We start from the raw sequence: 14,605 nt of genomic DNA on the forward strand, positions 1-14,605 counted from the left end.
GAAGCGACATGACCGACTACGACAAGTTGTTCATCGGCGGCCGATGGGTGGCACCGTCGACCGACGAGAGACTCGAGGTGTTCTCCCCCGCCACGGAAGAGCGCGTCGGTTCCGTGCCCGTCGCGGGACCGCAGGACATCGATGCCGCGGTGTCCGCCGCCCGCACGGCCTTCGACGAAGGCCCGTGGTCGCGCACCACCCCGAGCGAGCGCGCCGAGATCCTCGGCAAGGCAGCAAAGCTCATCGAGGAGCGTCGTGCGGAGATCGGCGCCTCGCTCACCGCGGAGATGGGCCAGCCGCCGGCCTCGGTCGAGATGATGCAGCTGACGTCGGGCCTGGCCACACTCGACTACTATGCGGGGCTTGCCGATTCGTTCCCGTGGACCGAGGAGCGCACCGGCCTGTTCGGTCGCAGCCGCGTCAGCCGCGAACCCGTCGGCGTCGTCGCCGCCGTCATCGCGTGGAACGTGCCGCTGTTCCTGATGCTCAACAAACTCGGACCCGCCCTGCTCGCCGGATGCACGGTGGTCCTCAAGCCCGCTCCCGAATCGCCGCTGACGACGAACGTCCTCGCCGAGATCTTCACGGAGGCAGGACTTCCCGAGGGCGTCCTCTCACTCGTGCCCGGCGGCGCCGAGACCGGCGAGTACCTGGTCTCGCACCCCGACGTCGACAAGATCACCTTCACCGGTTCGACGGCCGTGGGTCGTCACATCGGTGAGATCGCCGCGCGCGGACTCAAGCGCTGCTCACTCGAACTCGGCGGCAAGTCGGCAGCGATCATCCTCGAGGACGCCGACCTCGACTCGACGATGCCGATGCTGGTGATGTCCGGCCTGATGAACACCGGTCAGGCCTGCGTCGGGCAGACCCGCGTCCTCGCGCCGCGGTCGCGCTACGACGAGGTGATCGAGAAGATGACCGCGACCGCGGCCTTCTTCCCCGTCGGACTGCCCGATACCGAAGGCGCACAACTCGGTCCGCTGATCTCCGCGAAGCAGCGCGATCGCGTCGAGTCCTACATCGCCAAGGGCAAGGAGGAAGGCGCGCGTCTCGTGCTCGGCGGTGGTCGCCCCGAGGGCATCGAGACGGGCTACTTCGTCGAACCGACGATCTTCGCCGACGTCGACAACTCCATGACCATCGCCCGCGAGGAGATCTTCGGACCTGTCATCTGCGTGATTCCCTACGACAGCGTCGACGAGGCCGTGAAGATCGCCAACGATTCCGACTACGGCCTGGCCGGTTCGGTGTACACCACCGACGTCGAGAAGGGCCTCGAGATCGCCTCGCGCGTGCGCACCGGCACGTACGGAATCAACTGGTACGCATTCGATCCGGGTTCACCGTTCGGCGGCTACAAGAACTCCGGTATCGGCCGCGAGAACGGTCCCGAGGGCGTCGAGGCGTACTGCGAAACCAAGTCGGTGCTGTACCCGCTCGGTTACGAGGGCTGATCCCGGAAAAAGGGGAGGATATGTGCGTTCTCGACGGAGAACTCGCACATATCCTCCCCTCTTTCGTGTTTCGGGAGGACGCGACCTCAGATGTACATCGCGGGATCGATGTACGTCGTCGGATCCACGAGCGGTTCGTGCTTCTTGCGGGACCGGACGGTCGCGGGGATACCCGTTGCGATCGAATCCGCCGGCACGTCGTGGGTGACCACGGCGTTGGCGCCGATCGCGCTGTCGTCCCCGATCACCACCGGGCCGAGGATCTTCGCCCCCGCCCCGACGGTGACCCGGTTGCCCAGCGTCGGATGACGCTTTTCCTTCGCCAGCGACCGGCCGCCGAGCGTCACGCCGTGGTAGAGCATCACATCGTCGCCGATCTCGGCCGTCTCACCGATGACCACGCCCATGCCGTGGTCGATGAAGAAGCGCCGGCCGATGGTCGCGCCGGGGTGGATCTCGATGCCGGTGAGGAACCGGGTGAACTGCGCGAGGATCCGCGCAGGCCCCTTCAGGGCGGGCACCTGCCACATCCGGTGCGCGATGCGGTGCGACCAGATCGCGTGCAGCCCCGAATAGACGATGGCGTTCTCCGCGTCGCTGCGCGCGGCCGGATCGTGGCCGCGTGCCGACTGCAGATCCTCCCGGAGAGTGTGCAGGATTCCCACGACGGCGATCAGTCCCGGATGTGCTCGAAGAGCGGGGTGGAGATGTACCGCTCACCGAAGTCGCAGACGACGGCGACGATCAGCTTGCCGGCGTTCTCGGGGCGCTTCGCCAACTCGAGGGCCGCCCAGACGATCGCACCCGACGAGATGCCACCGAGGATGCCTTCCTGGGTGCCCAGATCGCGCGCGACACGGATCGAATCCTCGAACGAGACGTCGACGATCTCGTCGTAGATCTCGCGGTCGAGCACGTCGGGCACGAAGTTCGCGCCGATGCCCTGGATCTTGTGCGGTCCGGGCTCGCCACCGTTGAGGATCGGAGAGTCGACCGGCTCGACACCGACGACCTTCACGTCCGGCTTGTACTCCTTGAGCCTGCGACCCGCGCCCGTGATGGTGCCACCCGTACCGATTCCGGCCACGAAGATGTCGACCTCACCGGCGGTGTCCTTCCAGATCTCCTCACCGGTGGTGTTGTAGTGGATCTCCGGGTTCGCGGGGTTGCCGAACTGGCGGGCGAGGATCGCGTTCTCGGTGTTCGCCACGATCTCCTCGGCCTTCGCGACGGCACCCTTCATGCCCTCGGAACCCGGGGTGAGGACGATCTCGGCGCCGTAGGCGCGGAGCATGACGCGACGCTCGGTGGACATCGTCTCGGGCATCGTGAGGATGACCTTGTAACCGCGCGCAGCGCCGACCATGGCGAGCGCGATGCCGGTGTTGCCGGAGGTGCCCTCCACGATCGTGCCGCCGGGCTTCAGCTCACCGGACTTCTCGGCCGCGTCGATGATCGCGACACCGATACGATCCTTGACGCTGTTCGCCGGGTTGTAGAACTCGAGCTTCGCGGCGACGGTGGCGCCGGCTCCCTCGGTCAGACGGTTGAGCTTGACGATCGGGGTCCGTCCGACCAGCTCGGTGACGTTGTCGTAGATCCTGCTCATGCTCGATCCTCCTCATGGCCACACACGGCGGCTCGGGTCGCGGTCTCGGTCTATTGCACCATTTCGCCGTCATCGGACGACTCGGCGGGCCCATCGATGTACGAACGTATCCGTACGCCGTCGTTATTCCCCGGCGAGTCGGCGTGTCGTCGCCCGGCCCGGCCTCGACGGGTTCGTGCCCCGCGAGATTTCGGACCGGCTCGACCGGGTTTGCCCGGCCACCGAGCACGGGTAGCCGACCATATGAGTCACCACGATCTTCCCGTCCCCGATTACGACGAACTGGCGCCGGGCACGCTCGCGCCGAGGATCCGTGCACTCGACGAAGCACAGTGGACGATCACCCCCCGCTACGGCACGGTGTCGCCGAACAGACGCCGAAACGTGGAAGACCCTGACTAGACCGAACACCGAACACCGACCCGAGCATCCGAGCATCCGAGCATCCGAGCAAGGAGACGACCGTGGTCGACTTCAACAGAGTCGTGCAGAACGCGAGCCGAGTCGTGGAGAACGCGAACAGGGCGATCGACGACGCCGGTCGCTCGGTGGGCGGATTCGTCCGGCGCGCCGTCGACCGGCCCGTCGACGCTCGGAAACCGCAGACGGTGACCGTCGCGGCTCCGCGCGCACAGGTCATGCAGTTCTGGCGCGATCCCGAGAACCTGAGCAGAGTCTTCGGCGACCACGTCCGGGTGGAGACGGTCGAAGCGAACCGGCTGCGCTGGACCTGGGAGAGCCCCGGCGGGACGACGACCTGGGACACCCGCGTCGACGTCACCTCGGAAGGACTCGCGTTCGTCGGCGAGGACGACGCGGACACCCCGGGTCCGCGCGTAGTGCTCGCGGTGTCCGACGCGCCCCGGGGCGGCATCGAGATGACCCTGCGCGCCGAGGTTCCCGTCCCCGATCTCGTCACCGGCGCCCTGACCTTCACTGCGCTCTACCGTGCGCGGGCTCTCATGCAGACCGGTGAGATCCCCACCCTGCAGGGCAGTCCGAGTGCCCGTGAATCGGAAGGAGACGCGTGATGCGAGCCCTGTGCTGGATGGGGGTGAACGAGTTGTCGGTGGAGACGGTCGACGATCCCGGCCTGGTCAACCCGCACGACGTGATCGTGGCGGTCCGCCTCACCACGACCTGCGGGTCCGATCTGCACTTCCTCGGCGGGTACCTGCCGGGGATGCGGGAGGGCGACGTGATCGGCCACGAGTTCATGGGCGAGATCGTCGACACCGGTCCGGAGGTGACGAACGTGCGGGTCGGCGACCGGGTGGTCGTGCCGTCGTTCATCGGATGCGGGAAGTGCCCGTACTGCGCCGACGGCCTGCACGCGGTGTGCGACACCACCAACCCGAACGCCGCGATGCAGCAACCCGTGCTGGGCTATCCCACCGGCGGAATCTACGGCTACACCCATCCCTTCGGCGGGTACCAGGGTTCGCACGCCGAGTACATCCGCGTGCCCTTCGGCGACGTCAACTGCTTCCAGATCCCCGACGGTGTCGGCGACGAACAGGCCCTGTTCCTGTCGGACGCGGTACCGACGGGCTACATGGGCGCCGACTTCTGCGACATCACCCCGGGCGACATCGTGGCGGTCTGGGGCGCCGGCGCCGTCGGTCTCATGGCCGCGGCAAGCGCGAAGATCATGGGCGCCGACAGGGTGATCGTGATCGACCGTTTCCGAGACCGCCTCGACCGTGCCGCGAAGAAGGTCGGCGCCGAAACCGTGGACTACGCCGAGGTGGACAGCGTCTACGAGACGCTCCGCGAGAGCACCGGCGGACGCGGACCGGACGCCTGCATCGACGCTGTGGGCATGGAGGGTCACGGAACCGGCGTCATGCAGGCCTACGACAAGGTCAAGCAGGCGCTGCGGATGGAGAGCGACCGCGCGACCTCCCTGCGCGAGGCGATTCTGTCCTGCGGCAAGGGCGGAGTCGTGTCGGTGCTCGGCATCTACGGTGTCACCGACAAGTTCCCGATGGCGGTGCTGACGAACAAGAGCTTGACCCTGCGGACGGCGCAGCAACATGGCCAGCGGTACATGCCCACCCTGTTCGAACACGTCCTCGAGAGCAGGTTGGACCCGAGTTGGCTCATGACGCACGACCTTCCGCTCACCGACGCGGTACGCGGCTACGAGATGTTCAAGAACAAGGAGGACGACTGCCTGCGCGCGGTCTTCCGCCCCTAGATCGTGACCGGTCGGATTTCTTCAATACGAGCGCACGGTCGGCGTCCGACACTGGCGCCATGACGAATTCGGTGAACCCCATCCCCGAGGGATACACCTCCCTCACCCCCTTCCTCGTCGTCGACGGTGCCTCCCGCGCGATCGACTTCTACTGCGACGCGTTCGGAGCGACCGTCGTCGAGCGGATGGACGGCCCCGACGGGACGGTGATGCACGCAGAGCTCGACTTCGACAACGGCCGACTGCAATTGAGCGATCCCCATCCCGGCATCGGCCTGCACGCGCCGAGCGGAACGAACGACGTCGACCATTCGTACGTGCTGTACTGCGCGGACGCCGACGCCGTGTTCGCGCGGGCCGTCGCCCTCGGTGCCCGGGTGTTCGAGGAACCGTCGACCTTCGTCACCGGCGACCGGTTCGCGTCGATCCTCGATCCGTTCGGTCATCGGTGGGCCGTGATGACGCGGGTCGAGAACGTGCCCGCGGAGGAAGCGAAGCGACGGCTCGACGAGTGGGCGGCAACGCAGAACGCGTGAGGTGTAAAGCAGTTGCCCACGGAGCACCCTTCGGTGCACGCTGACTAGGATCTTCCTCCCGGATGTTCCGTACGAGAGCCGGGGGGATCAGTGTTCGACAAGAGGCGTGCGCAGAAGCGATTCGACGACGGCGTGATGGCCCTGGGCTATTTCGTCAAGGGAAGGCGACAGCGCACGGACTTCGCCGTCGCCCGGCAATGCTTTCACGAAGCGCTGGCGATCGACCCCATGATGTGCGACGCATGGCTCGGCCTCGCAACGACCGGTCTCGTGAACGAAGCTGTGATCGAGAATCTCATGCGCACTGCGCACCAGAGTCTCTTCCGGGAACAAACGCGGGCGGGGTTACGTCCCGGAACATTGTCCGGGTCCTTCCAGGCAGGCAGATTCGCGTCGCATCGTCTCTCGACAGGTCCCGAGATCTGGGCTGCCGCAGCCCAGGCACGTATGGACGCAGGCCACTTTCAGGACGCCTTCGCGCTGCTCGAAACCATGCAGCCTCCCTCACAACTCGCCACCTACATGATGGGGGCCCTGCACTACGAGACCCGCCGATGGACCGATGTGCTGTCCGTTCTGGGTCCTGTCGGAGAATGGGCCGACGGATACCTCCGCGTCGGAGCGAACGTGATGGTCGGGGTCGCCTGTGCGTTTCTCGGACTCTTCGAAGAAGCCGACCGCCGCCTCCGGTTGGCCGAGAAGTCCGATACTCCGTGGCTCGTTGCGTACGCCATGTACATCCGGGCACTGATCGCACGCGAATCGGGGGACGAGCCGAGAGCACGCACCCTGCTGGAGCGCGTGTACGCCACGCGACCGAACGACGCCGCTTACGCCGAGGCACTACACAACCCCGATCACCGTCTCGCTCTGACCAGCGCGGAACGTATCTCACGACGTACCGACCCCTGGGATCCGGCCACCGAGCCCTCCGGCAGTCGAATCTCCGATGACACCGATCGATCGAAGCGCGCCGAGGCCTGTTCGAGAGCACGTCGCGCACTCGATGCCATGGTCGGCCTCCAGTCCGTCAAGCGGGAAATCGAAAAGCTCACTGCCTCGACTCTTCTCGCGAACGCTCAGAGCGATCACGCTACCGATGTCGTTCGTCCCTCCGCACGCTCACGCCACCTGGTGTTCACCGGGCCTCCCGGAGTCGGCAAGACCGTTGTAGCCCGCGCGCTGGCACAGATGTACTACGGACTCGGCATTCTCGCGACCGACACAGTCGTGGAAGTTGCGCCGAACGATTTCTTCGCACCCGGATCGGGTTCCCCGGAACTGCTGGCGAGAGAGATCTTCGCAAGCGCAGTCGACGGCGTCCTGTTCATCGACGAGGCGTACTCGCTGTACCACGACGGCTGGATCGGTGGAGACGCAGCCGGAGGCAAGGTGATCGACGGATTACTCGCGACGATGGAGAACAATCGCGACCGCATGGTGGTCATTGTGGCAGGCTATGAAGATGCCATGACCACTTTTCTGAACCGAAACGAGGGTCTGAAGAGCAGGTTCTCGCGACACATCAGGTTTCCTTCGTACTCTGCGACAGAGCTGGCAGAGATCGCGAACCGGATGGCCGGCGGCGTCTACGGCGCCGATCTGGATCCGTCCGCCGCCACAGAGATCGAACGTATCGCCGCAGTGCTGTGTACGGCGAACGAGACGTCGACCAAGGGGTCTACACGTTCTCTCATCGACCGCGAAGGCAACGCTCGGTTCATCCGCAACCTCCTGGAATCGGCCATCGAAGAGCGGGACCTACGCATCGTCTCGACCTGCACCGACTTGAAGGCCCTTTCGGCACAGCAACTCGCACGCATCGAAGAATCGGATGTGGACCGCGCCGTTCGCGAACGCTTTCCCCACGTCATGGAACTCGTGTCGGATTGAACCAGCCGAGGTTGACGACGACCTGCACTGGACCTCTGCCTCGACAGCGGTCCAGACGTCGAGGTCAGGGCGTCACCGGCGCGGCGGCCCCGACGAAGGCCACCATCTCGGAGCCGCCGGGATTGGTCTGGATCGGGATCTGCTTCCAACTGTTCGCCACCCACACGTTCCCGGCCTGGTCGATCGTGATGCCGGTGTTGTGCACGAGGCCGTCGAGTCCGTAGCCGGTGACGCCCGGGGAGATCGGTGCGCCCGTGGTGGTTACGGGGCGGTAGGCCACTGCCCTGCTGCCGCAGAACTGGGAGACGGCCCGGCCGGCGAATTTCGCGACCCAGATGTTGTCGTTGCCGTCGACGACCACACCCCACGGAACCCGGAGGCCGCCGCGCCTCGGTGGCGGGGCCGTTCGGGGAAGTTCCGAGTACCGGGGCAATTGCGCCAGCGTGTAAGCCGCTGCCACCGTGGTCTTCTCGTCAAGAACGACGTCCGCCGACGAAGTTGCTCTTCGCTCTGTGCGGTGGCGGGTGCCGCCAGGAGCGCCCAGGCCAGCGCCGTCGCCCCACCAGTGCCGCACACTTCCGACCGATACGACTCGAACCACGCACGAGACGACCCGCTCGCCGACGGAAGTAGTTGCAGTGCATCGTCGAACTACGTCACCGGTCGGCGTGGCACAACCGAGACGAGATGTCCGCTGTGAACGATTTCCCGGATTTCACCCCACAGACGGCGAATGCCGCCCCCGGGAAACCGGGAACGGCATTCGTCGTCGTGTACGGACTCAGCCGAGGCGCTGCTTGAGGGCCTCGAACTCGTCGCGGATGCCCGAGGGCACCTTCTCACCGAGGAACTCGAACCACTCGGCGATGCCGTCGATCTCGGACTTCCACTCCTCGACGTCGACCTTCAGGGCCTCGTCGACGTCGGCGGGATCGACATCGAGACCGTCGAGCGTGAGGTCGGCGGCGCTGGGCACGTAGCCGATCGGCGTGGACTGCGCGCCGGCCTTGTGCTCGATGCGGTCGACGATCCACTTGAGCACGCGCGAGTTCTCGCCGAAGCCGGGCCACAGGAAGCGGCCGTCGTCGCCGCGACGGAACCAGTTGACGTAGAAGATCTTCGGCAGCTTGTCCTCGTCGGCGTTCTTGCCGAGCGTGATCCAGTGGTTCAGGTAGTCGCCGGCGTTGTAGCCGAGGAAGGGCAGCATCGCCATCGGGTCGCGACGGACGCTACCGACCTTGCCCTCTGCCGCGGCGGTCTGCTCGGACGACAGGGTCGCGCCGAGGAAGGTGCCGTGCTGCCAGTCGAAGGACTCGCTGACGAGGGGCACCGTCGTCTTGCGGCGGCCACCGAACAGGATCGCGGAGATCGGCACACCCTGCGGGTCGTCCCACTCGGGGGCGAGGATCGGGCACTGCGACATCGGGGTGCAGTAACGCGAGTTCGGGTGCGCGGCGTTGGTGCCGGACTCGGGGGTCCAGTCGTTGCCCAGCCAGTCGGTGAGGTGCGCCGGGGTCTCGCCGCCGATGCCCTCCCACCAGATGTCGCCGTCGTCGGTCTTCGCGACGTTGGTGTAGATGGTGTTGCCCGCCTCGATGGTCGCCATCGCGTTCGGGTTCGAGTCGGCGCTGGTGCCCGGCGCGACGCCGAAGAAGCCGAACTCGGGGTTCACGGCGTAGAGGCGGCCGTCCTTGCCGAAACGCATCCACGCGATGTCATCGCCGAGGGTCTCGGCACGCCAGCCCGGAATGGTCGGCTGGATCATCGCGAGGTTGGTCTTGCCACAGGCCGACGGGAACGCCGCGGCGATGTAGTAGGCCTTCTCCTCGGGCGAGATCAGCTTGAGGATCAGCATGTGCTCGGCCAGCCAGCCCTCGTCGTGCGCCATGGCCGACGCGATGCGCAGCGAGTAGCACTTCTTGCCGAGCAGGGCGTTGCCGCCGTAGCCGGAGCCGAAGCTCCAGATCTCACGGGTCTCGGGGAAGTGGGTGATGTACTTCGTGTCGTTGCACGGCCACGGGACATCCTGCTGACCGGCCTCGAGCGGCGCACCCACGGAGTGCAGCGCCTTGACGAACGGACGGTCGGTGCCGAGCTTCTCGAGAGCCGCGCTGCCCATGCGGGTCATGATGCGCATCGAGACGACGACGTACTCCGAGTCGGTCAGCTCGACGCCGAGCTTCGGGTCCTCGGCTCCGAGCGGGCCCATGCAGAAGGGCACGACGAAGAGGGTGCGTCCGCGCATGCTGCCGCGGTACAGCTCGGTCATCGTGGCACGCATCTCGTCGGGGTCGACCCAGTTGTTGGTCGGGCCCGCGTCGATCTCGCTCTTCGAGCAGATGAAGGTGCGCGACTCGACGCGTGCGACGTCCGACGGATCGGAATTGGCCAGGAACGAGTTCGGCTTCTTCTCGTCGTTCAGACGCGTGAAGGTGCCTGCCTCGACCAGCTGAGAGGTCAGACGATCCCATTCCTCATCGGATCCGTCGGCCCATACGACACGATCGGGCTGGGTGAGCTCGGCAATCTCCTGGACCCAGGCAAGCAACTCGGCATGCTGGGTCGGGAGCTTGTCGTCGGTACCGTTCAAACCGGGAATGGTCGCTGAGGTCATCAAAACTCTCCTGGGGTGTGCCCGGAACCGGGATCCCACCTCCGACCTGCACGTTCTTCTGTGCGGACGAGGGCAGACCCGGGCTTGCCCCTCTCGGCAGGGGTACCACCTACTTCGTCCGTGGCCGAACAGGCGAAGTAGGCGCCGGATGTCCTTTTCATAGAGGTTAACGTCGGAATGCCGACCGGCGTCACTCGGGGCCGGTCGGAAATCTCACAGAAACGATTCAGAACTTGCGCACAATACCGTCCCCTCCCCCTGCTGCGCAGCCGGATATGAATCACTTCGACTCTTCTCCGTGGTGTACGTCGTATTCAAGGCTACCTGTGTCCAGTCGGCTCCACCGACCCGATCCGTCGAGCTCGCGACAGTATTCCCACACGCCGTAACGGCCGTCGTCCGCGATCACCGAGAGGCGATCACTGCTGCCGTCGAGATCGGTGTCGGTGGCCACCACCAGACCGTCGCCCCAGTCGCCACCGACTCCCCAGTGCTCGGTATCGGCGACGACCGTCTCGGCGGCGCCGTCACCGTCGAGGTCGGTCGTCGGGGCGAGCTCGTCGGCCCAGGCGGCCAACTCGGACGGATCGAACCCGGACGGATCGAAGGGATCGGTGAACGGCTGGGGTGTGCCACCCGAGCCGGCGAATTCGGCCATCGTCTCCCCTTTCCGACCCGGCACGCGCCGGATCGCTCCTATCCGGTTGGACGCACCCCGGCACCTTGCGGTTCCGGGATGTGTCCGAGTGCCGCCAGGTCGCGTTCGCACGCGGCGGTGCGCGCACGCCGCTCGCCCCGGCGACGGGTGATCTCCGCGTCGATCGCGGCGACGCGTTCCCGCACGCGGGTCGCGTGCCGGTCGCGCGCAGCGACCGCGAGCGCGGTGGACTGCAGTTCCGTCTCGTGGATGCGGGTGCGGATCCAGGTGTCGAGTTCCGCCCGTACGGTCGCGAGCTCGTCGGCGATCCACCGCCGCATCCGGTCGCGGTAGGCGATTCGCCTACGGATCCGCATCAGCCATCCGGCGGCCGGAACCGCGCACGCGATCGCGACCACCAGCGACATCCAGCCCGGCAGGTCCCCGAACGGGGTGAGGAGCAGTCTGCCGAGACCCGCGCCTGCCGACGCACCGAAGACCACCGTCAGCGTGTCCTCCATCGACCGCGCGGTCTGCGGTGGGCGGGCCGTGCGCGTGGGTTCCGGCGCCGGAGTGCCCGGTGCGATCCGGGCCGTCTCGTCGGTGAGCCGCGCACACAGGTCGTCGACGTGGGTGTCGATCGTCGTGACCACCGCATCCGCGTCCGCGGTCTCGAGCACCTCGCCCGCGGCGGTGGACGCCGCCCGCACGCGCATCGCGACCTCCTGCAACAGCGTCACCTGCAGCCGGCGCAGGTCGGGGCCGGAGGTCGCGGGTGGTGCTGCGACGGTGAGGCGGGAGCGCTCCGCACGCAGGCCCCCTTCCTCGTCCTCCGCGCTCAGTCGTCCGATCTCCTCCTCGATCATCGGCCGGGTGGCGGCGACGACCGCGGCGCGTGCTCGTCGCGGGTCGTGCGACGACCGGACCGTGGCGGCCAGGACGTCCCGCAGTTCGACGAGTCCGGACGCGGTGAGCAGGGTCTGCCGGACCGCCTCGCTCGCGTCGTCCTCGAGTTCGCGTGCCCGCCGAGCGGCCGCGGCGCTCACGGGCAGGACCACGACCCTCGGCAGCCAGGATGCGTGCCGCTGCAGGATCTCAACGTCGGCGTCGCGGACCGCACGCCAGTCGGGAAAGCGGTCGATGCCCGTCAGTGCGCAGACGACCTCGATCGACTCGGCTGCCGCCGAGCGGACGAGGTCGAGTTCGGTGCGGCCGATCGTCGCCGACGGGTCGAACACCACGAGGGTGACGGCGCGGCCATCGTCCGTGATGTCCAGCCCGCCCAGAGGTCGTAGCTCCGCTGCCAGCGTGCCGGCGCCGGAACCGGGCACTCCGACGACCCGCACGCCGGTCGCGGCCGGCCGGTGCAGTCCCATCCATCCGCGCGGGTTCCATCGGCGCAGGACGTCGTCGGCCGGATCCACGAGTCCGCTCGGCGGTGTCACCGCAGTCTCGCGGCGACGGACTCCATCGGGTCCAGCCCGACCAGGTCGAGTGTCTGTTCGACGAGTTCGCGCACCTGCGGTGCCGCCGGGACACCCGCCACGACCCGGGCGAGCTCCTCGTCACGTAGGCGGCGCGCCACGACCGCACGCGCGGCGAGCCGTTCCCCGAGCAGTTCCTCATCACGGACCGCGACCACCTGATCCGGCGGCACCCCCGTCGCACGCGCGACGAGAGCGCACTCGCTGTCATCCGTCCCACCCGTCACCACGAGGACGAGGCGACAAGGATCCACGGCCGTCAGCGCGGCGCGGTCGGCCGGATGGGCGACGGCCGGGTCGAGACGACGCGGCACGACGTAGACGACGACGTCACCGTCGAGGACCGGGTCGGGACCGTCCGGCGTGTCCACTGCCACTCCGCCCACGGCCGCGTCTACCTGCCCACCCTCGATATCGACCCTGCGCAGCAGCAGTTCGCGTACCTGCGTCTCGACGCTCTCCCGGCCGGTCCCGGCCCGCCCCGCGACCTGCACCCGCAGCGCGGCCGTATGCTCGGTCAGCGCCCTGCGAATCAACCGCCCTGCCTGCGCATCCAGTTGTTCGACCTGCGCGGCGAGGTGGTGCCACAACTCCCCCGTCATGATCCCCCGATCGTCGGCGGAAATTGTCGCAGAGAGATCGCTGACAGGCAGCCGAACGAATGCTTCCCTGAGAAAACACTGTGGCCACTCAGGTCACTCCCGCCACACACTCTCGGAATACGCGACAATGGACCGGTGAACGAAGCCGATCAGCACACCACCGAGACGCTCGAGGAGCGCCCGACCCGCGGGAACCGCCTATACCCCAGGGTGACGAGTTTCCGGTCCCGCCGTGGATCGCTGACCGACCCCCAGCAGCAGTGCTGGGACCGTCGTTGGCCCGAACTCGGCAAGGAAGTCGGCGACGAACCGCTCGACGTCGACGCCTGGTTCGGTCGCTCCGCGCCCCTCGTCCTCGAGATCGGATCCGGAACAGGAACCGCCGCGGTCGCTATGGCCCAAGCCGAGCCCGAGGTGAACCTCATCGCCGTGGAGGTCTACAAGCCCGGCATCGCCCAGACACTGCAGAACATCGAACGCAGCTGCAACACCGACGCGCCGATCCGAAACCTGCGGATCCTGCGCGGCGACGCCGTCGAGGTGCTCGAGAAGATGCTGACCACCGCGTCACTCACCGGCGTGCGGGTGTTCTTCCCGGATCCGTGGCCCAAGGCCCGCCACCACAAGCGCCGACTCCTGCAGGCCCCGACGTTCGCTCTGATCGCCGACCGATTGAAGCCCGGTGGAGTGCTGCACGTGGCCACCGACCACGCCGATTACGCCGAGGCCATCGCCGAGGTGGGCGATGCCGAACCGCGCCTCGCCCGCTTCACCGGCACCTCCCCGATCAGCCTCGAACGCCCCGTCACCAAGTTCGAGGACAAGGCACACCAGGTGGGTAGCGCTATCAACGAGTTCGTCTGGGGGAAGATCGGAGCATGAGTGTCCATGAAGAGCTTCCCGGCGTGACCGACCCCTCCGCGATCGACGGTGTCGAGCCGGTCCGAAAGGTCCTGCTCGTCTGGGACGCACCCAACCTCGACATGGGCCTCGGCGCGATCCTCGGCGGCCGGCCCACCGCGGCCTACCGCCCGCGCTTCGACGCTCTCGGCCGGTGGCTGCTCGGACGCACCGCCGAACTGTCGCGTCTGCACTCCGCGACCCTCGAACCCGAAGCCACGGTGTTCACCAATATCGCCCCCGGCAGCGCGGACGTCGTCCGCCCCTGGGTCGAGGCCTTGCGTAATGTGGGCTTCGCGGTGTTCGCCAAACCGAAGATCGACGAGGACAGCGATGTCGACTCCGACATGCTGGACCACATCGAGCTGAGGCACCGGGAAGGTCTCGCGGGTGTCATGGTGGCCTCCGCCGACGGGCAGGCGTTCCGTGAACCCCTCGAGCGGCTCGCACAGGAGGGCATCGCCACCCAGGTGCTCGGTTTCCGCGAGCACGCCAGCTGGGCGGTGACCTCCGAGATCATCCAGTTCCTCGATCTCGAGGACATTCCCGGTGTGTTCCGCGAACCGCTGCCCCGCGTCAGCCTGGAATCGCTGCCCGACGAGGGTGCCTGGCTGCAGCCGTTCCGACCGCTTTCTGCTCTCCTGGTGGGGCGCAAGAGCGTCGCCGAATAGGA

General features: G+C 67.1%; 14 protein-coding genes. 7 read left to right on the plus strand and 7 right to left on the minus strand.

Annotated features, from left to right (window positions below):
* Positions 1-8: 8 nt before the first annotated feature.
* Positions 9-1,457, plus strand: a complete 1,449-nt coding sequence (locus A5767_RS20395; protein WP_006552686.1) for an aldehyde dehydrogenase — start codon at positions 9-11, stop codon at positions 1,455-1,457.
* Positions 1,458-1,543: 86 nt separating this feature from the next.
* Here the strand turns inward: A5767_RS20395 and epsC are convergent, their stop codons facing one another.
* Both epsC and cysK read right to left on the minus strand, forming a co-directional pair.
* Positions 1,544-2,122: a serine O-acetyltransferase EpsC gene (gene epsC / locus A5767_RS20400; RefSeq protein ID WP_019290877.1), complete on the minus strand. Its 579-nt coding sequence runs from the start codon at positions 2,120-2,122 to the stop codon at positions 1,544-1,546.
* An 8-nt stretch (positions 2,123-2,130) separates the two neighbouring features.
* Positions 2,131-3,066: a cysteine synthase A gene (gene cysK, locus A5767_RS20405; protein WP_060650337.1), complete on the minus strand. Its 936-nt coding sequence runs from the start codon at positions 3,064-3,066 to the stop codon at positions 2,131-2,133.
* A gap of 464 nt (positions 3,067-3,530) precedes the next feature.
* Here cysK and A5767_RS20410 point away from each other — a divergent pair, with 464 nt between their 5' ends.
* From A5767_RS20410 to A5767_RS20425, 4 genes are all read left to right on the plus strand, one after another.
* Complete coding sequence (locus tag A5767_RS20410; RefSeq protein ID WP_064853022.1) at positions 3,531-4,097, plus strand: SRPBCC family protein; 567 nt, start codon at positions 3,531-3,533, stop codon at positions 4,095-4,097.
* Positions 4,097-5,266: a zinc-dependent alcohol dehydrogenase gene (locus A5767_RS20415; RefSeq protein WP_064853023.1), complete on the plus strand. Its 1,170-nt coding sequence runs from the start codon at positions 4,097-4,099 to the stop codon at positions 5,264-5,266. Before A5767_RS20410 ends, A5767_RS20415 begins: the two co-directional genes overlap by 1 nt.
* 59 nt (positions 5,267-5,325) lie before the next feature.
* Positions 5,326-5,802, plus strand: coding sequence for a VOC family protein (locus A5767_RS20420; RefSeq protein ID WP_019290872.1), 477 nt, complete (start codon positions 5,326-5,328; stop codon positions 5,800-5,802).
* A gap of 90 nt (positions 5,803-5,892) precedes the next feature.
* Positions 5,893-7,695, plus strand: coding sequence for an AAA family ATPase (locus A5767_RS20425; RefSeq protein WP_082937758.1), 1,803 nt, complete (start codon positions 5,893-5,895; stop codon positions 7,693-7,695).
* Between the two features lie 64 nt (positions 7,696-7,759).
* Here A5767_RS20425 and A5767_RS20430 read toward each other — a convergent pair whose 3' ends face one another.
* The 5 genes from A5767_RS20430 to A5767_RS20450 form a co-directional block, all read right to left on the minus strand.
* Positions 7,760-8,155 carry a hypothetical protein gene (locus tag A5767_RS20430; RefSeq protein WP_231913240.1) on the minus strand — a complete coding sequence of 132 codons (396 nt, stop codon included), beginning with the start codon at positions 8,153-8,155 and terminating at the stop codon, positions 7,760-7,762.
* 321 nt (positions 8,156-8,476) lie between these two features.
* On the minus strand, positions 8,477-10,309 hold the full coding sequence (locus A5767_RS20435) for a phosphoenolpyruvate carboxykinase (GTP) (protein ID WP_064853025.1): 1,833 nt from the start codon (positions 10,307-10,309) through the stop codon (positions 8,477-8,479).
* Between the two features lie 280 nt (positions 10,310-10,589).
* Positions 10,590-10,967: a DUF6802 family protein gene (locus A5767_RS20440; RefSeq protein ID WP_006552695.1), complete on the minus strand. Its 378-nt coding sequence runs from the start codon at positions 10,965-10,967 to the stop codon at positions 10,590-10,592.
* Positions 10,968-11,005: 38 nt separating this feature from the next.
* On the minus strand, positions 11,006-12,391 hold the full coding sequence (locus A5767_RS20445; protein WP_064853026.1) for a hypothetical protein: 1,386 nt from the start codon (positions 12,389-12,391) through the stop codon (positions 11,006-11,008).
* On the minus strand, positions 12,388-13,032 hold the full coding sequence (locus tag A5767_RS20450; protein ID WP_064853053.1) for a hypothetical protein: 645 nt from the start codon (positions 13,030-13,032) through the stop codon (positions 12,388-12,390). The genes A5767_RS20445 and A5767_RS20450 overlap by 4 nt, the downstream gene beginning before the upstream one ends.
* Before the next feature lie 135 nt (positions 13,033-13,167).
* On the opposite strand from A5767_RS20450, the gene trmB reads away from it, so the two are divergent.
* Positions 13,168-13,914, plus strand: a complete 747-nt coding sequence (gene trmB / locus A5767_RS20455; RefSeq protein ID WP_006552698.1) for a tRNA (guanosine(46)-N7)-methyltransferase TrmB — start codon at positions 13,168-13,170, stop codon at positions 13,912-13,914.
* The gene (locus tag A5767_RS20460) at positions 13,911-14,603 is read left to right on the plus strand and encodes an NYN domain-containing protein (RefSeq protein WP_006552699.1); all 693 of its coding nucleotides are present in this window, start codon (positions 13,911-13,913) and stop codon (positions 14,601-14,603) included. The genes trmB and A5767_RS20460 overlap by 4 nt, the downstream gene beginning before the upstream one ends.
* The last annotated feature ends 2 nt before the right edge of the window (positions 14,604-14,605 follow it).

Origin of the sequence: Rhodococcus sp. 852002-51564_SCH6189132-a (assembly GCF_001665495.1) — a bacterium.
In the GTDB taxonomy this organism is placed as follows: domain Bacteria; phylum Actinomycetota; class Actinomycetes; order Mycobacteriales; family Mycobacteriaceae; genus Rhodococcus; species Rhodococcus pyridinivorans.